The organism is Gammaproteobacteria bacterium (genome assembly GCA_041395445.1).
Taxonomy (GTDB): domain Bacteria; phylum Pseudomonadota; class Gammaproteobacteria; order Xanthomonadales; family Marinicellaceae; genus NORP309.
This window is the reverse complement of the sequence record JAWLAO010000001.1, coordinates 217,507-235,010: the sequence shown is the minus strand read 5'-3', so window position 1 is coordinate 235,010 and position 17,504 is coordinate 217,507. Positions and strand designations below refer to the sequence as shown.

14 protein-coding genes and 1 pseudogene are annotated in these 17,504 nt (G+C 37.6%); 11 read left to right on the top strand and 4 right to left on the bottom strand.

Annotation, left to right across the window (positions count from 1 at the left end; genetic code table 11):
• The first annotated feature begins 3 nt into the window (after nucleotides 1-3).
• Nucleotides 4-642, top strand: a complete 639-nt coding sequence (locus R3F25_01090) for a deoxynucleoside kinase (protein MEZ5495420.1) — start codon at nucleotides 4-6, stop codon at nucleotides 640-642.
• A gap of 1 nt (nucleotide 643) precedes the next feature.
• On the opposite strand, the gene R3F25_01085 is transcribed toward R3F25_01090, so the two are convergent.
• Nucleotides 644-2,248: an NADH-ubiquinone oxidoreductase-F iron-sulfur binding region domain-containing protein gene (locus tag R3F25_01085; GenBank protein ID MEZ5495419.1), complete on the bottom strand. Its 1,605-nt coding sequence runs from the start codon at nucleotides 2,246-2,248 to the stop codon at nucleotides 644-646.
• A 49-nt stretch (nucleotides 2,249-2,297) separates the two neighbouring features.
• Here R3F25_01085 and fdhD point away from each other — a divergent pair, with 49 nt between their 5' ends.
• A complete protein-coding gene (gene fdhD / locus R3F25_01080) occupies nucleotides 2,298-3,095 on the top strand; it encodes a formate dehydrogenase accessory sulfurtransferase FdhD (GenBank protein MEZ5495418.1) in 798 nt (265 codons plus the stop codon).
• 57 nt (nucleotides 3,096-3,152) lie between these two features.
• Here the strand turns inward: fdhD and R3F25_01075 are convergent, their stop codons facing one another.
• Both R3F25_01075 and R3F25_01070 read right to left on the bottom strand, forming a co-directional pair.
• Nucleotides 3,153-4,586, bottom strand: a complete 1,434-nt coding sequence (locus tag R3F25_01075) for a YdiU family protein (GenBank protein MEZ5495417.1) — start codon at nucleotides 4,584-4,586, stop codon at nucleotides 3,153-3,155.
• A gap of 157 nt (nucleotides 4,587-4,743) precedes the next feature.
• A pseudogene (locus R3F25_01070) lies at nucleotides 4,744-5,723 on the bottom strand (IS5 family transposase).
• A 205-nt stretch (nucleotides 5,724-5,928) separates the two neighbouring features.
• Between R3F25_01070 and R3F25_01065 the strand changes: the two are divergent.
• The 9 genes from R3F25_01065 to R3F25_01025 all read left to right on the top strand — a co-directional run bounded on the left by R3F25_01065 (nucleotide 5,929) and on the right by R3F25_01025 (nucleotide 14,164).
• Nucleotides 5,929-6,237, top strand: coding sequence for a lipopolysaccharide assembly protein LapA domain-containing protein (locus R3F25_01065; protein ID MEZ5495416.1), 309 nt, complete (start codon nucleotides 5,929-5,931; stop codon nucleotides 6,235-6,237).
• Entirely contained in the window at nucleotides 6,230-7,408 is a 1,179-nt protein-coding gene (gene lapB, locus R3F25_01060) for a lipopolysaccharide assembly protein LapB (GenBank protein ID MEZ5495415.1), read from the top strand. The genes R3F25_01065 and lapB overlap by 8 nt, the downstream gene beginning before the upstream one ends.
• 5 nt (nucleotides 7,409-7,413) lie before the next feature.
• Nucleotides 7,414-8,418: a hypothetical protein gene (locus R3F25_01055; protein ID MEZ5495414.1), complete on the top strand. Its 1,005-nt coding sequence runs from the start codon at nucleotides 7,414-7,416 to the stop codon at nucleotides 8,416-8,418.
• A 9-nt stretch (nucleotides 8,419-8,427) separates the two neighbouring features.
• On the top strand, nucleotides 8,428-10,278 hold the full coding sequence (locus tag R3F25_01050) for a nucleoside-diphosphate sugar epimerase/dehydratase (GenBank protein ID MEZ5495413.1): 1,851 nt from the start codon (nucleotides 8,428-8,430) through the stop codon (nucleotides 10,276-10,278).
• Between the two features lie 2 nt (nucleotides 10,279-10,280).
• Nucleotides 10,281-11,150, top strand: coding sequence for a UTP--glucose-1-phosphate uridylyltransferase (locus tag R3F25_01045; GenBank protein MEZ5495412.1), 870 nt, complete (start codon nucleotides 10,281-10,283; stop codon nucleotides 11,148-11,150).
• Between the two features lie 75 nt (nucleotides 11,151-11,225).
• Nucleotides 11,226-11,804 carry a TlpA disulfide reductase family protein gene (locus R3F25_01040; GenBank protein MEZ5495411.1) on the top strand — a complete coding sequence of 193 codons (579 nt, stop codon included), beginning with the start codon at nucleotides 11,226-11,228 and terminating at the stop codon, nucleotides 11,802-11,804.
• Nucleotides 11,788-12,453, top strand: coding sequence for a gluconate 2-dehydrogenase subunit 3 family protein (locus R3F25_01035; GenBank protein ID MEZ5495410.1), 666 nt, complete (start codon nucleotides 11,788-11,790; stop codon nucleotides 12,451-12,453). Before R3F25_01040 ends, R3F25_01035 begins: the two co-directional genes overlap by 17 nt.
• On the top strand, nucleotides 12,450-13,151 hold the full coding sequence (locus R3F25_01030) for an FAD-binding protein (GenBank protein ID MEZ5495409.1): 702 nt from the start codon (nucleotides 12,450-12,452) through the stop codon (nucleotides 13,149-13,151). Before R3F25_01035 ends, R3F25_01030 begins: the two co-directional genes overlap by 4 nt.
• Nucleotides 13,043-14,164 (top strand): GMC oxidoreductase, encoded by a 1,122-nt coding sequence (locus R3F25_01025; protein ID MEZ5495408.1) that lies wholly within the window; start codon nucleotides 13,043-13,045, stop codon nucleotides 14,162-14,164. The genes R3F25_01030 and R3F25_01025 overlap by 109 nt, the downstream gene beginning before the upstream one ends.
• Nucleotides 14,165-14,320: 156 nt before the next feature.
• Here R3F25_01025 and R3F25_01020 read toward each other — a convergent pair whose 3' ends face one another.
• Entirely contained in the window at nucleotides 14,321-17,503 is a 3,183-nt protein-coding gene (locus tag R3F25_01020) for an amidohydrolase family protein (protein ID MEZ5495407.1), read from the bottom strand.
• Nucleotide 17,504: the final 1 nt, after the last annotated feature.

Genomic DNA, 17,504 nt, shown 5'->3' with positions numbered 1-17,504 from the left:
AAAATGACAAACTACAATAAAAAAACCATTGCTATTGCCGGAAATATCGGTGCAGGCAAAACATCCTTAGTTGAATTTTTGAAGTCCACTTACGATATCACGCCGTTTTATGAACCCAATGATGAAAACCCTTATCTTGAGGATTTTTATAAAGACATGAAGCGTTGGGCTTTTCATTCACAGCTATATTTTCTCAGTAATAAATTTCGAATTCATCAACATGTTGATTCGACTTCAGGTGTGGTGGTTCAAGATCGAACTATTTTTGAAGATGTTGAAATTTTTGCAACGGCACTTTTTCAAATGCGGAAAATCAGTCAAAGGGATTGGAAAACTTACAGGGATTTTTATGAAAGCATCATGGCATCAATTAAACCGCCTGATTTGATGATTTATCTCAAATGTTCGATTCCAACCATTCGCAAAAGGATAAAAATTCGTGGTCGTAAGATGGAACAAGATATTCCTTTGAGTTATCTCAAGCGATTACACAATCTTTATGAAAACTGGATTGGTGATTATAAACTCAGCAAATTATTAGTGCTGGAATCGGATAAACTCGACTATGTTTGTGACTTGATAGACCGACTGGATGTGATGCAACAAATCGAATCATTGCTACCAAAACTAACACGCTCGTAAACTATTCTAGATATTCTGACAATTCACTTTCAAAGTATTGTAGAGCATTTCTGATTGGTAATGGAATTCCACCTCCATGCGCACACAGCGAGCCCTGCTGTAAGGTGTCTAATAAATCATCCAGTAATTCTTTCGAGATTTTTTCTTTGTTTTGAATTGCTTTTGTAAATAATTCTTCACCACGTTTTGTGCCTAAACGGCAGGGAAAGCATTTGCCGCAACTTTCATAAGCAGCGAATTCAAACAGGTGATGCAAGTATTCAATTATAGGAAAAGACTCAGGAATAGAAACAACAGAAGCATGACCGAGCAAAAATCCTTGTGAAGCAAAAGACTCAAAATCCAAAGTTAAATCTTTCACCTTTTCAATCGGAACAATTCCGCCAAGTGGTCCGCCGATATGTAAGGCTTTGACAGGTTGCTTAAAACCACCACCGCATTTTTCGATGACTTCTTTAAGCGGAGTTCCCATTTCAACTTCGTAAATACCCGGTGAGTTGAAGAAAGAATCCAGTGAAACCAGTTTGGTTCCTTTAGATTTATCAGTTCCCAAATTTCTGTAGAACTCACCACCTTTGGTGATGATTGAATACAAACTGGCAAGTGTTTCGACATTGTTAACAGCAGTCGGTTTGTTAAACAAGCCTTGTTGAGCAGGAAAGGGCGGACGAGTACGGACATCCGGTCTTTGACCTTCAATCGAGTTGATAAGAGCGGTTTCTTCCCCGCAAATATAAGCACCTTGAGCACTAATGACTTTAAATCTGAAGTTCTCTAATAGATTGAGTGCATGAATTTCATCAATTGCCTTTTGAACGATTTTTATCGCTTCGGGATATTCAGCCCGAATGTACAATATTCCATATTCTGCACCAACAATATAAGCCGACAACATGATACCGAAAAGAACAGAATAGGGTTGTTTCTCCAAAAGATAACGGTCGGAATACGCACCGGGATCACCTTCGTCAGCATTGCAAATAATGAATTTTTTGTCAGACTCAACATCTTTTGCCGATTTCAGTTTAATTGCAATCGGAAAACCGGCACCACCACGTCCTCGAAGTTGTGAGACTGAAATTTGATGCAGAAGTTGTTCTTTGCCTAATTTTTGGGCTTTGTTAAAAGCATTGACAAAACCCTCTATACTGATGGGCGAAGAGGTTAGAACAACCTCTCCTAAATTTCCTACATTGTAATCATCAGCTTTCGGTTTTTTATTACCGGAAAGCAAATCTTTAATTTGCTTTTGATTTAATCCGGAATAATTTGTTCCCTGATAATGAAAAGCATTGTTTTCATGACAACGGCCCAAACAAGTCATATGTCCGATTTCGTTGTCTTCAAAAGTTTCCAGCAATTGATTTTTTAACTTTTCTTGTGTTCCTGCACATAGACATGCAGAACCATTGCAGATATAGACTTTTTTATCCTTGTTTTCATCTCGCAGAAAATCATAGAAACTAACAGCTCCCTTAACTGAAGATTTGCCTATCAAAAAGTCTTCGGCAATATGATTTATATCAGAATCAGATTTCGATATTTCCTCAAATAGATTCTTCTCAAGACCTTTTCTGGCAGATAATTCGGATAAATTTTTTGACATTTGAAGATGCTGATTTTATTATCAAATTACAATTATACAGGAACGTCCGTTGCCTCACAATAAAATCCAACACTCAAAAATATCCAGATTCAAAAACAATGAAATTGAAACTGTTGATGATTTAGTTGCAGTTGAATTGCCTTTGGAAATCCGCTTGGGTTACGCTGATCAATTTACAACCCTAGTCATAACCATGTGCAGTCCGGCCGATATTGAAGATTTGATTTACGGTTATTTGTATTCCGAAGGAATTATCGACAATATCAATCAAATAGAAAACATTGAAGTTTTTGACGTCGATTTTGGTGTGGTAGCAGAAGTGAGGTGTTCGAAAGATGTAGAAATTGATAAGAATCTTTCAAAAAGGCAAAGTGTATCGCATAGCAGTTGTGGAATTTGTGGCAAGACAGAAATTGATGCAATCATCACTAAAAATTATCCTAAAATCATTAAACAACCTTTATTGTCATCAAACCAAATTTTCACACTCTCTCAACAAATGAAACAACAGCAAGGGGCATTTCAACAAACCGGAGGAGTTCATGCTTGTGCGTTGTATGATGAAAAAGCTAATTTATTGAGTGTAAAAGAAGATATCGGCAGACATAATGCTTTGGACAAACTCATTGGCGAATCACTTGTAAAAGGCTTGTTGCCACTGAGCAAGAATATCATTCTACTTAGCGGTCGTGTGAGCTACGAAATGATTCACAAATCCTTAATGTCAGGAGTTTCACACCTCGTCGCTATCGGAGCACCATCGTCATTAAGTATTGAACTGGCAAAAGTTAACAACCTGCATTTATATGGTTTTGTAAAAAACGATTCGTATAATGTTTATTGTTGAAGGATTGAAGAGGGTGAAAGAAAAAAGAGTTATATTTCTATTTTAAAATGATACTCCTCAAGTCCCGCAAAAGGTTTGATAGGAAAAATCGTATTCAGGAGCAGCATCCTGATATTTATGGGTTTTTGTGGTTATTTCATACGGTGATCTGAGAACTGATAAAAATTCATTCGCTTTTTCGGTGCTTTGATTCTCATCGACATCTTTTAACACCGCTTCAACATGATGATTTCGTGGGATAACCAAAGGATTATTTCTTTGCAAGATTTTCGTGGTTTCCTCATGAGATTGGCTGGTTTCTTTCAGTTCACTTTTCCAATCATCAAGCCAATGCTTGAGAACATCAGGAATCATTTGCTCGTTGAGTGAGTTGAGAGAGTGAAATGTTTGTGTATAGTCCAGTTTATTTTGCTGCATTAACGACAATAAATCGTTTGAGAGTTTGACCGTTACATTTGATGATTTAATAAATCCGAGTTTATTTGCCATCATTAGATTGAAGGCTGTTTCGTATTTATCTGCATAGGACTTCAAAACAGGCATGATGGTATCAATCGCTTTTTTTTCGTCTTTATTAATTAGCGGAATGAGACATTCTGCCAAACGAGCCATATTCCAGTGTGCGATATTTGGTTGATTGCCAAAAGCATAACGACCATTCTTATCAATTGAGCTGTAAACGGCTGACGGATGATAAACACCAAGCATGGCACAAGGTCCGTAATCAATGGTTTCTCCTGAGAGCAGGGTGTTGTCAGTATTCATCACACCATGGATAAAACCGACATGCATCCATTGAACGATTAATTGGACTGTTTTATCAATAACATGTGAATAAAGTTCAAGATATTTGTTGGGACTGTTGATATCAATTTCGGGATAATGACGGGAAATAGAGAGATTAACAAGCAGTTCCAATTCTTCATGCATGCCTCTGGCTGCAAAATACTCAAAAGTTCCAACCCGAAGATGCGATGTTGCCACTCGTGTCACAATAGCACCGGTTGTTACTTCTTGCCTAAAAAGTGGTTCTCCGGTAGCAACAACAGCTAATGTTCGTGTTGTAGGAATTCCTAAAGCAAACATGGCTTCGGACATAATGAATTCTCTCACTGCGGGTTTGATAGCGCATTTACCATCACCATTGCGGGAAAATGGTGTCGCTCCGGAACCTTTGAGATGCAATTCCTGAATTTGACCATCACTATTGCGAATCTCACCAAGCAAATGAGCACGACCATCGCCTAAATGTGGATTAAAATGACCAAACTGATGCCCGGAATAAGCCATTGCCACAGGTTTTGAGCCTGCAAACAGCTTCTTCCCGGAAAAATACTGTGCTTGTTCTGTTGGTGTTAAGTCCAGCCCCAATTCTGTTGCCAGTGATTGATTCCACATCAATATTTGCGGGTTTTCAATTCTTTCGGGTTTAGCTGACGCGGAAAAGTTTTTTCCCAAGTCAGCGTAATGACTTTGTAATTTGATATTCATCAATATTTCATTTTGTTCTATTTTAAAATAATAGAGACCTTTGCTTGATTTATTAAAACTTCTGATTTTTTCGATTTTCGATAAAAACCACTATTTGTTCCGATTTTCTTAATCCCGACTAGCTTTTTGAGGGCTAATCAGGGTGTTTTGCCATATTTCAGGCACAACTATTTTGTATTTTTACCGCTCTTTTAAGGTTATATGCCATGGCAGCAAAGCCTATTGATGTATGTAATTGCATTAATCCTCCATGTCTGGCTTTGGCAATGCCATAATGTAGCTTCAGAATGCCGAACACACTTTCAACACGGTTCCTAACTTGAGACCTCCAAGTATTTGCCAGCCTTTGTTTCTCAGTCAGAGGCTTGTTGCGGTGAGCTCGCTCGTGTATTTCATTTTTATTTTGTTCCTTTGAAGATACTCATCATGTTCCTTGCTTTTATAGGCACTATCAGCATAAGCTTGAGATTCCTCTCCTGTAAGCAGTTTCTTAAATTGTTTAGAATCATGCTCATTGGCAGCAGTACAGGTGTATTTTTGTAAAAAGGCATCTTCATCACTGTTACCATGAAGTTTAAAACCATAAGTGGTTTTGAGCTTGCCATCTGAACCTTTTTTACTGGTATAAGCAGCATCTTTATCCTGTGTATTCTCACCGCTTTTTCCATTTTTAGGACGAGAGTTTTTGGCTTCGATTATTGTGGCGTCAATAATACTGACTCCTCCGGCTCTAATCATAATGTTTTGTTCACAAAGTTGTTGGTTGATTTCTTCAAATAAAACCTCTGCCAGTTTTAATTTTCCAATCAGTTTATGGAAACGCCAGATAACAGTATGATCCGGTGTTCCATCACTTAAACCAAGTCCGGTAAAACGACGAAATAATAAATCTCGTGCCAATTGTTTTTCCATGCCTTCATCACTCAGTCCATACCATTGTTGCAGTAACATGATTTTAAACATTAATAGCGGAGGCCATGCCGGCTCTCCTCGTTTGGATGAAAACATATCTCTCAGATGAGCTTCAATTCGACTCCAGTCCAGTAATTCATGAATATCATCGAGTTCTTCAAGGGATTTATGGTGACTAGCTAATGAGTCGGCTAAGCTTGATTGGCTAAGTTGTTTCCAAGACATGATTTTAATAAATTTTGTGAACTACGGTAGTTTAACATTTTTTCAAATTTCTTGTGTTTCGAGCAAAGGTCTCTAATATAAAGAAATGTTTAAATATTCAATTCTTTGCTTACCCTTTCCTGAATTCCTGCAAAAACATTTATTTGTATAAAAAAAACACCAATTTTGCTATAGTATTCGAATGTTTGATTGATGTAATTATTTTATGTTGTTATTAAAACGATTGATTCTTTTTGTAGTGGCTGTAGCTGTTATTGTAATGGCTGTAGCGGTGAGCGGTTTGAATACCGAAAAAGTGACAATAAATTTGTATTTTTTTCAGTTTGAACTGACGCTGGGATTTGCTTTAATTATTGCCTTAATAGGAGGATTATTGACTGGATTATTGATGTCATTATTTCAATTTTATATGCCATTAAAGTCAGAAATCAGAAAGCTATCTCGCAAAAATTATCAACAAGAAAAGTTAAATCTTGAACAGAAGAGACTGGAACAAATAGACGCAAATGATTGAAACTATTAGTTTTATTCTGGCTGCATTAGTCGGAGTGATGATTGGAATCAATCTCAATCGTCTCAAAATTGAACGAAAAAGCCATAAACAACTGGAAAAGCTGAATCACAGTTATTTTAAAGGTTTGAACTACTTACTCAATGATGATTCAGAAAAAGCCATTGATGTTTTTATTGAACTTGCAAAATCATCTTCCGAAACATTTGAACCTCAACTCGCATTAGGCAATTTATATCGAAGAAAAGGCGAAGTTGATAAAGCCATAAAATTGCATCAATCTTTGATTTCTCAACCGAATTTAACAGAAGATTACCGCACCAAAGCTCTTTTGGCGATGGGGAAAGATTATATGAGTGCCGGTCTTTTGGATCGTGCAGAAGTTTTATTTACCGAGTTGGTTGAGATTGAAGCCTACACACCTGAAGCTTTGTATGCTTTATGTGATGTTTATCAACAAGAACAGGACTGGACTGAAGCAATAAAAGCAGCTACACGCTATGAGAATGTTTCGGGTCGTAAAATGGCCGGTGATATTGCTCATTTTAATTGTGAATTGGCTGAAATTAGCTATGCAAATGGTAATGTCAATGAAGCAAATGCATATCTGGATTCGGCGTTATCAATTGACTCCAAGTGCGTGCGTGCCAAACTCATGCAAGCCTGTGAATTTCAGAAAAATAAAAAGTGGAAAAAAGCGATTGAGGCTTATCATAAGGCTTTGGAATTTGATGACGTTTTTGCTTCCGAATATCTCAACGATATGTCGTATTGCTATAGCATGTTGAAAAAATGCAGTGAGTTTCAACAATTTCTGATGGAATTCATCAAATCTTATCGGGGAATTACTCCTGTACTGGTCCTTGCTGAGATGTATAAGAAATTCGATGGAATTGATGCGGCAGAAAAATTTGTTGAAGAACAATTGGTTGAAAAACCATCCGTTCGTGGTTTGGATTTACTTTTAAAACTCAACCTGGAAAAGAATAATGACGATGGTAGCAATATCACTAAGTTCAAAGTTCTGGAAAAGCTGGTTAATAGTTTGCTTGAAAAAAAACCCAATCATCGCTGTCGCAAATGTGGTTTTGGTGCTAAGAACCTGCATTGGCAATGCCCTAGTTGTAAAAGTTGGGGTACGGTAAAACCAATTTATGGTTTAGAATCGGAATAATATCAATGTCAATCTGGCTTCAGTCTTTGTTATTGTTTTTAGCAAATATTGTGTTACTTTCACTTTACCTGCACTTAAGTCATAAATACCATTGGTTTGATCATCCAAACGAAGAAAGAAAACTTCATAGTGTTTCAAAACCGACATCAGCCGGTCTGGTATTCATGATTTCATTACCTTTTTTTATTTATTTTGGTAATTATTTTGAATCCAATATTTCCTTAGTTTCATCATTAGGTTTATTGCTGTTTATTGTATTGGGTGCTTTTGATGACTTTTTCCATATTTCGGTAAAAATTCGTTTGCTTTTGATTACAATCTTTTCAGTAGTTCTGGTCTATACAATAATTTTAAGTCATGCCAATGTCTCTTATGGAATAATATTTGTTTTTGTATTAGGCGTGATTTGGTGGATGAATTTGTATAATTTTATGGATGGAGCCGATGGAATGGCAGTATTACACGCATTAGTAACTCTGATTGGATATTTGGTATTATTTATGAATTCAGAAATTCAATCCATTAATAGTTTACTTATCCTGACGACGGTGAGTTTAGTTGCTTTTCTGATCTTTAACTTTCCTAAATCTAAGATGTTTATGGGTGATTCAGGAAGTTTATCAGTGTCTTTTTTAGTTGCAACGATAGCATTATACGGAATTTCAAAACAAGTTCTCGATGAAATAGTTGTCATAACCTTTCACTTAACATTTATCGTCGATGCCACTTTAACTTTATTCACTCGTTTGAAATTTAGACATAAAATTTCTCAAGCTCACAATCTGCATTTATTTCAATCAATGGTAAATACCAGTCAGATACCTCATTATAAAGTTTCGATGATTTATGCTTTTGTAACTTTGATAAATGTTTCAATTGCATTAATTATACACTTATCAGAGTTTGAAATAAAGATTCGGGTGTTTGTATTGTTGTTTCAAATGGTCGTTTTAAGTATATTCTGGTTTAATTTTTATCAAAAAACGAAATTCCAGCGCTTTCGCCAGTAAAATAACGTCATGAATATTTTTCATCCCAGATTCGCAGTTGTTCTTCATGATTTATTCATGACCTGGTTGGCATGGATGTTGAGTTATGTGATTCGTTATAGTGTCTGGGTCGATTCACCTGAACTCAGTTGGTTTAATTATGAATTTGCCACAGTCATACTCGTTCAGGGAGTCATTGCCTATTACTTTAATCTTTATCGAGGGCTTTGGAGATTTGCCAGTGTTCCTGATTTGATAAATATTGCCAAATCGGCAGTTGTTGGAACATTTATCATCGCTTTTATCATGTTTTTGGTTCATCGAGCCGATGGAGTGCCTCGTTCTGTATTGTTGATGTATCCGTTTATATTGATGGTACTTTGGGGAGTTCCCCGATTGACTTATCGCATGTTTAAGGATTTAACTCTGCACATTAATAATTCTGAAAAACAAAGAGTTTTGCTTGTTGGAGCAGGTCGATTAGCAGATATGTTTATCCGTCACGCCCATGCTTCGGCATTATATGAAGTTGTGGGAATTGTTGATGATGAAAGAAATTACAAAGGCTCAAATCTTAGAGGAGTTAAAGTTCTAGGGGGAGTTGCAGATATTGAGAAAATTTGCAAAAAGCGTGAAGTTCGTGCCATTGTTGTGACTAAAGAAAATATTTCAGCTTCAATGATGAAAGAGGTGGTTGACAATAGCATGACGAGTAATTGTCAATTACTAACTTTGCCAAATTTGGATAAAATCACAGAGAAAGGGTTTGAAATCAGCCATCTGACACCGGTAACTATTGATGATATTTTGGGTCGAGAAAAGGTTTCGATTGACTGGTCCAATGTTGCAAAAGCAGTTCAAGGAAAGTCGGTTCTTATCACAGGCGGAGGTGGTTCGATTGGTTCGGAATTGGCAAGACAATTGGCTCAATTGGATTTGAAAAAATTGTGCATTCTGGATCATTCAGAGTTTAATCTTTATCAAATTGACAGAGAGTTAAGTAATAAAAACAACGACTTAATTACTACAAGTTTGTTAGTGAATGTCACTGATAAAGCACATCTTCAGCAAATCTTTTCGACGATTAAACCTGATATAGTTTTTCATGCAGCTGCCTATAAACATGTTCCATTATTGGAAAAAATGCCTTGTGAGGGTTTTATCAATAATGTTATCGGTACTAAGAACATTGTTGACACCTGTCATGAGTTTAACGTCGAAAAAATGGTATTGGTTTCGACCGATAAAGCTGTCAATCCATACAATATTATGGGTGCGACCAAGCGAATTGCAGAAATGTATTGCCAATCAAGGAACAAAAATTCAAACACCGATTATGTGATTGTTCGTTTTGGAAATGTTTTGGGATCGGCAGGAAGTGTGGTTCCATTGTTCAAAGAACAAATAGCCAAAGGTGGTCCTGTCACTGTAACCCATGAAGAAATGACACGTTATTTCATGACCATCACAGAGGCTTGTCAACTGATCGTTCAATCAATGGTATTGGGTTCCAATGGTGATATTCATGTTCTGGACATGGGAAAACCCGTGAGTATTCTGAGTCTGGCGAATCGCATGATTAGTTTATCCGGTAAAATTCCTGAGGTGGATATTAAAGTTGAAATTACCGGATTGCGTCCCGGTGAGAAAATGCATGAGCAACTTTATTATGATGTTGAAGAGCTCAAACACACCAGTCACAACAAAATTTATCACCTTCAATCAACAATGAAACATTCAGAAAGTTATGAAAAATTGTTGAAGCAGGCAATCAAACAAGCCATTCAATTTCAGGATGTCGATTTGACACAAACGATTAAAAAACTAGTTCCTGAATTTGTTCATCAACCCCATTTAAAAATTGTCGAAAATAATAATTAAGCATGAAAAAAATAAGTAAAGCAGTCTTTCCTGTTGGTGGCATGGGTACACGTTTTCTGCCTGCAACCAAATCTATTCCCAAAGAAATGTTGCCCATCATTGATAAACCTCTGATTCAATACGCAGTTGAGGAAGCCATAGAAGCCGGTGTTAAAACCTTAATTTTTATCACTAGTGCCAGTAAACACGCCATTAGTGACCATTTTGACCCAAAACCATTACTCAGACAGAAGTTTACCGAAGAAGGTAAAACTGAACTGGTCGATAAATTGGAGACTCTAACCACGCAAATCACTCGTGTTTTTATTCCTCAGGGTGAGCCATTAGGGTTGGGTCATGCTGTTTTACAGGCTAAAGAAGTGGTTGATGATGAGTATTTTGTGGTCATTCTAGCGGATGATTATATTAAGCCTGAGAAAGGAGTGAATGCCACCAAGCAATTGATTGATGCCAGCATAAAATATGATGCCAGTGTGATTTCAGTTGAAGAGGTAACAGATGACAGAGTTTCAAGTTATGGAATTGTTGATGTAGGAAATAATGAATCCGATGTTAATTTGATTCAATCCATTGTTGAAAAACCAAAATTGGAAGATGCACCGAGTAATTTGGGCGTGATTGGACGTTATGTTTTATCACCTGAGATTTTTGCACTGTTGGAAGAAACCCAATGTGATAAGAGTGGTGAAATCCAACTCACGGATGCATTAGCAAAACTATTAGATAAACCAAATAATCTGTATGCTGCTACTTTAAAAGGAAAGCGCTATGATTGCGGTCATAAACTCGGTTATGTTCAAGCGACCATTGATTCCGCATTAGATGATGATTCCATCTCGAAACAAGTTGCTGATTTTATTCATAAGTTGTAAATTATTCAGGATATTTGAAATTTTTTAATAAAACATAGGTCTTAATGACATTAGTAGTTTGATTCCAATAAACGTATGAAAAAAATATTCGCAATTCTAACGCTTTTTATCAGTTTTACCAATTCAGCTTTTGCTGATAAACCCGATGCCGGTGATTTAGCACCTGACTTCACTATTTCGCAGTTGGATGGCAGCAATTTCAAATTGAGTGATTACAAAGGCAAAAAGAGTGTTTATCTGATTTTTTGGAATACCTGGTGTGGATATTGTTTGAAAAAAGTTCCAAAACTAAAGCAAACACAAAAAACTTTGTCCGATGATATTGTCATTATTGCTGTAAATACCACTAAAGAAGACAGTATCGAAGAAATTGATCAATTCATTAAAAAATTCAATGTAAACTATCCGATTGCCTTTGATTATGGAAAAAAAGTGACCGATCTTTATAATGTTTGGGGAACTCCGACTGAATTTATTATTGATATCAACGGAGTGGTTCGTTACCGGGATGATGTTCCTGAGAAACTGGAAGATTATTTAGCTGAGTGGAACACCATTGAGAAATTGTATTCAGGATTTATCACCGCCTATAAGGATATGTATGCATTTTTTCATGGTGCAGTAAGACATTCTGCGAATGAAACAGCAGGATAAAAACTCCTCAAATATAGAATCCAATCCATTGATTAAGAATAATCATTGGACAGTTGGACTCAATCGTCGGCAATTTATTAAATCCGCATCTGTTTTGGCTTTGCTAACACCTTTGTTAGCGTGTAAGCCGAAAATAATAGTTGCAGATTTAAATAACTCATCAAATCTTATCAATCTATCTTCTGAAGTTGTTGAACTTAAGGAATATATTTTTACCAATAAACAACACAAAGAGCTTTTATCCGTTTATATGCAAATGTTTCCAGATGATGGCGATGGTCCCAGTGCAAAAGATTTAAACGTTTTAACTTATCTGGAATGGGCTTTAACGGATGAAAGAAATAGAAAGGATGGTGATGCTGACTTTATTAAACAAGGTTTGATTTGGCTCAATCAGTATTCTCAGGAAAAATATTCAGATGATTTTGTTAATTTGTCAGAAAAGAAACAAAAGACTTTATTGGAAGTAACAGCACAATCCGAGCAAGGCAAACGCTGGATGTCTATTTTGAGTTATTATTTGATTGAAGCACTGACTCTTGATCCTTATTATGGTGGTAACACCAATCAAATTGGTTGGCAATGGTTGAAACATCGCGGGGGTTCGCCGTCACCTTCAAAAGGCAGAACCTATAGGGATTTTGAATGAGTTCTAAAAATTTAGAATGTGATGTTTGTGTGATTGGTAGCGGAGCAGGTGGTTCTCCGGTTGCTTATGAGCTTGCTAAAGCAGGTTATAAGGTGATAATACTGGAAAAAGGTGGTTGGTTTGATGAAAAGGATTTTACCAAAGATGAAATGCTCAGCAGAAGACGAGTATTCCGGTCGAAATTTAAAGACGAAAGACATGTATTGTCTGAACCAAACTCTAAAGGTGAATTTAAAGAAAGTACAACATCGCAGTTTTGGGGTGGAAATATAGTTGGCGGTGCGACCAACTTTATGAGTGCTTATTTTCATCGTTTAAAACCTCAAGACTTTCGTTTACTCAGCACCTTTGGCGAAATAGAAGGTGCCAATATTGTTGATTGGCCAATCAGTTATGAAGATTTGGAACCTTATTATACCAAAGTTGAAAATCTGATTGGTGTTTCAGGAAAAGTGGTCAATCACCCCAATCTGGAACCTCGCTCAACAGCAGACTATCCGTTCCCTCCAACTACAGAACATCCCATTGCTAAGAAGTTTGATAAAGCAGTTAAAGAACTTGGTTATCACTCTTTGCCAATGGCGAGAGAATTCTCTCCAGACCACACAAAGATAGAAACGCTTGTGTATTATCGGGTTATTGTGGAAGTTTTGGTTGTGAAACTAAGGCCAAAGGAAGTTCCCGCGTGGCATTATTGAATGATGCTGTCAAATCCGGGAATTGTGAAGTTATTACTTATGCTAAAGCCTATAAAATTAATACGGACAATTCCGGCAATGCGGAATCGGTGAGTTATTTTGATAAAGAAAATAATGATATAAAAATATTTGCCCGAAAAGTTGTTGTGGCGTGTTATTCCATTGAATCGTCTCGGTTGTTGCTAGCATCCAAAGGCGTCAAACATCCCGATGGAATCGGCAATAAATACCAACAAATTGGTAAAAACCTGCATTGTTGTGCCGGTGGAACCGGACATGGAGTTTTTGATTTATCAAAATTAAGTGAATTTGAACAAAACGAAATGTTATTGCGAGGACCATTTTTCAATCGGGCATTGCAAGACTGGTACACGATTGATGATCAATCAGCATTTGACAAACCTGTTAAAGGCGGAACTATTGATTTTGTATTTGATCCACCATCATTTACTTCCAATGCGATGGATTTGCGGTTTAAAAACGGCAAATTATTGTGGGGAACAGAGTTAAAGCAGCGTCTTAAATCGCATTTCACTCAATCCAAGGATTTTAAATTTGAAGTTTTTTGTGACTGGTTGCCGAATGATAATTGCCATGTTTCACTCGATAAAAAAGAAAAAGATAAATGGGGCTCAGCGGTTGCAAAAGTGAAAGCAGGTTATCATCCACACGATCTCAAAGTGGCTCAATATTTGGTTGATAAAGGTGTGGAAGTGATGAAAAAAATGGGAGCAGACCGAGCTTATGGAAATGTCTGGTCGAGTCCGACTTCAAACCTCATGGCAGGAGGGTTACGGTTTGGTAATAACCCTGAAACTTCAGCTCTGGATGCCAACTGTCGAGTCCACGGAACCGATAATATTTATGTCACAGATGGCAGTTTTATGCCTAATGGTGGTAGTGTGACACCGACATTCACAATCTATGCGAACTCATTCAGAGTTGCTGATAAAATTCTCCAAAGTTTATCTAATAGAGCAATCGAACAGAACACTTTGGTGTTTAAATACTAAAGCTTTATGAAAAAATTGAACATATTTATTAGTCTCACTAAAAATGAGATGAATTAAGAGCTAATTTTGAAATAAACATTTGATTTAAAACTAAAGGATTTAAAACTAAAGGGTCTGAAAACTATTGTACCAGACCCTTCATGATTTTATTGAAGTTTACTCAAAATAAAACTTCCCTCTTGACACCTTTTCAGGAAAGACTTGATTCATGGTTTCAGCATCATATAAACGGCCGTTTTGCATGACTTGGTAAATGTCGTCGGATTTATAAATATCATCCAGAGGATTGCTATTAAGGATGATAAGGTCGGCTAGTTTGCCTTTTTCCAATGAACCTAAGTCATTCTCCATGCCAATGTATTTAGCTCCGTCAATGGTTGCGGCTCTAATGACATTGATTGGTGGCATTCCGCCTTGAGCGAACATCCACATTTCCCAATGAGACCCCAAGCCTTCGCGTTGTCCATGTGCACCAACCATGACTTTGACTCCGGCATTTTGTAATTTGGTTGCGACTTCTGCATTGCGGATGTGATTGTAATCTTCCAATGGAGCTTTTGTTCTGCGAACAGATATTGGTTCTAGAATATGTTTCGGAACATACTTGGTGAGAAGAGGGTGCTTCCAGACTTCTGTAGTATCGTACCAATATCTTTCACCCCAAATTCCGCCATAACCAACAATCAAAGTTGGTGTATAAGCAGTTTCTGATTGTGACCATAACTGCACAACGTCATCATAAATCGCTGCCACCGGAATCGAGTGTTCAATTCCTGTGTGCCCATCAACTATCATACTCATGTTGTGCATAAATAGTGAGCCACCCTCGGGAACAACCATAATGCCTGTCTGTCTGGCAGCTTCAATCACTTGTTGACGTTGATTACGACGTGGTTGATTATAGCTTTTAACTGAAAATGCACCGACAGATTTCAATCTCTCCAAATGTCCGACGGCATCTTCAACGCCATTAACTTTGGCAGTGAAAAAGTGTGTCGCACCGTACAGAATGGTTCCAGTTGAGAAAGTTCTTGGAGCTGTAATCACCCCGGCTTTTTGCATTTCACTCGCTGAGAAAACAGCGGCGGTATCAGCAGACGGATTGTGTTCGGTGGTAACACCAAATGCCAGATTTCCTAGAGCGTGCCAGCTGGCTTGTGGAATGATTTGGTTGTTCGCATAAGGTCCGTGCCAATGTACATCAACGATTCCTGGCATTATGGTTTTACCACTAACATCCATTACTTCAGTACCTTTAGGAATATTGACATCTGTACCTATTTCTGAAATTCGGTTATTTTTAATCAAAATAGTTGCATTTTTCAGCACTTCATTTCCGTTCATAGTGATGACTGTCGCACCGGTTAATGCCACAGATGAATCAGGAATATCAGATTTGACATCGAATTCGATGTGAATTTGATCAGCGACATTCTCGTCTTTACCGCCTAAATAGGTGAATTTTTCAGAAACTTTTTGTTGATAAATATTAGGACCAAGCGCCCAGGATAATTTTTGAGAATCCTTTGACCACGCCAGATAACTTCCTGCAATATCAGAGAACTTTTGTAATGGCAGATTGTTGGAACCGGAACCGGTTGAAATAAATTTACCACTCTGAATAAATGGAGTGACATAAACCTGAAAATTCTGGATAAATGCCAGCCAGTTTTGATCCGGCGAAATACTGAAATTTGTAATCCATTGACCGGAATAGTGCTCCTGTTGATTATGCCCGGATGAATCCTTACTGACAAGTTGTGTGGTTATCACTTCGCCTGATTGATCCGATGTGGAATAAAATACACGGTCTGAATCTCCGGCAAAGAAAGGATCGGAACCGTTTTTATCAATGAGAGTGGTTTTTCCTGATTTCACATCAATTACAAACACACCGGTATCTTGTGAGTAGAGAGGAGATGTCAGATAGCCTCCGCCAATGGCTTCATAGACAACTGTTTTATTGTCCGCTGATAATGAAGGACTAATAAAATGTCCGGGTTTTTGAGTGATTTGTTTGGATTTGCCGGAAAGATTAGAAATTTGAATAGTTCCAAGGTTTTCATCGTTCCAAGTGGTGTAAACGATGGATTTGCCATCTTGAGAAAATCTGGGATAAAGTTCAAAGTCCTTAGTTTGTTTGGTGAGTCTTTGTGGTTTTCCATCAGGGAGGTTTACGGTGTAAATATATCCTAAAGCCTGAAAGATCGCTTGCTTGCCGTCTGGTGATTTTTGTAACCAACGCAGCATTTTTGCTTTGAACTCTTCAGGAGCAGGGTCGATATTTACTGTCACGGCCTTACTGATTTTACGAGTGTCTTCAACTGCAAAAGGGATGTTATTCACTTTTTTGCTTTTAACATTCACTTTGTGAATTTCACCTTTAGCGTAGAATACAATTTCCTTGCCATCAGGAGTCCATGCAAAAGATGGATAAACTCCGTGAATCGCCCAGGTTTCCTGCATATCTCTTTCCAGATTGTCATAAATCGGCATTAACTCGCCGCTTTCACGATCTTGTAAAAATAATGTGGAGTTATTCCGAACCCGACGCACGAACGCCAACGTTTTACCATCAGGTGATGGAGTAGGGCGAACCGCACCGCCGGGACCGCTGACCCAGATGTCAATATCGCCAGTTGCTAAATCAATGGCTTCAATATCATAAATCTGATTGTTTGAATCTTTAGAGTATTCAAAATAACGTCCAGGAGTGGCATCACGAGAATAAAGAACATGTTTACCATCAGGCATAAAAATCGGTTCACCCAAGTCTTTTTGCTCGTTAGGGCGTTTGTTGAGCTGAACTCCTGAACCACCTGATTTGTGATACATCCAGATTTCACCGGCTCCAATGGAACGCATTCCGGTAAAGTGTTTGCGGGCAATAATGTATTCGCCATCCGGTGACCATGCCGGCTGATTCAATAAGCGAAACTCTTCTTTGGTGACTTGTTTTTGTTCTGAACCATCGGTGTTCATTGTCCAGATATTATCACCACCACCTTGATCGGTCGTAAAAGCCAACTGTTTACCATTCGGTGAGAATCGAGGTTGCATGTCCCAAGCCATAGAGTTGGTAATGTTTGTGGCTTTCCCTCCACCGATTGGCATTGTGTAGATGTCACCCAATAAATCGAAAGCAATGGTCTTGCCATCAGGGCTGACATCCAGATTCATCCATGTTCCTGTTGTTGTCTTAATTGTTGCTAAAGTGGTTTCTCCGGGAGGATTATTGACATCCCACTTTTTTTCTTCCTCTTTGTTGGAATTATCCTCTGCCTGAATAGAAAAGCTAAATAACAGAGTCAATATGATTTGTATTTTTGAATTTCTCATT

Excerpts from the sequence above, each read along its gene's own strand:
- R3F25_01040 (MEZ5495411.1), top strand. The coding sequence starts at position 11,226 with ATGAAAAAAATATTCGCAATTCTAACGCTTTTTATCAGTTTTACCAAT.
- R3F25_01050 (MEZ5495413.1), top strand. The coding sequence starts at position 8,428 with ATGAATATTTTTCATCCCAGATTCGCAGTTGTTCTTCATGATTTATTC.
- R3F25_01075 (MEZ5495417.1), bottom strand. The coding sequence starts at position 4,586 with ATGAATATCAAATTACAAAGTCATTACGCTGACTTGGGAAAAAACTTT.
- R3F25_01085 (MEZ5495419.1), bottom strand. The coding sequence starts at position 2,248 with ATGTCAAAAAATTTATCCGAATTATCTGCCAGAAAAGGTCTTGAGAAG.
- R3F25_01030 (MEZ5495409.1), top strand. The coding sequence starts at position 12,450 with ATGAGTTCTAAAAATTTAGAATGTGATGTTTGTGTGATTGGTAGCGGA.
- R3F25_01020 (MEZ5495407.1), bottom strand. The coding sequence starts at position 17,503 with ATGAGAAATTCAAAAATACAAATCATATTGACTCTGTTATTTAGCTTT.
- R3F25_01090 (MEZ5495420.1), top strand. The coding sequence starts at position 4 with ATGACAAACTACAATAAAAAAACCATTGCTATTGCCGGAAATATCGGT.
- R3F25_01035 (MEZ5495410.1), top strand. The coding sequence starts at position 11,788 with ATGAAACAGCAGGATAAAAACTCCTCAAATATAGAATCCAATCCATTG.
- lapB (MEZ5495415.1), top strand. The coding sequence starts at position 6,230 with ATGATTGAAACTATTAGTTTTATTCTGGCTGCATTAGTCGGAGTGATG.
- R3F25_01055 (MEZ5495414.1), top strand. The coding sequence starts at position 7,414 with ATGTCAATCTGGCTTCAGTCTTTGTTATTGTTTTTAGCAAATATTGTG.
- R3F25_01065 (MEZ5495416.1), top strand. The coding sequence starts at position 5,929 with ATGTTGTTATTAAAACGATTGATTCTTTTTGTAGTGGCTGTAGCTGTT.
- R3F25_01045 (MEZ5495412.1), top strand. The coding sequence starts at position 10,281 with ATGAAAAAAATAAGTAAAGCAGTCTTTCCTGTTGGTGGCATGGGTACA.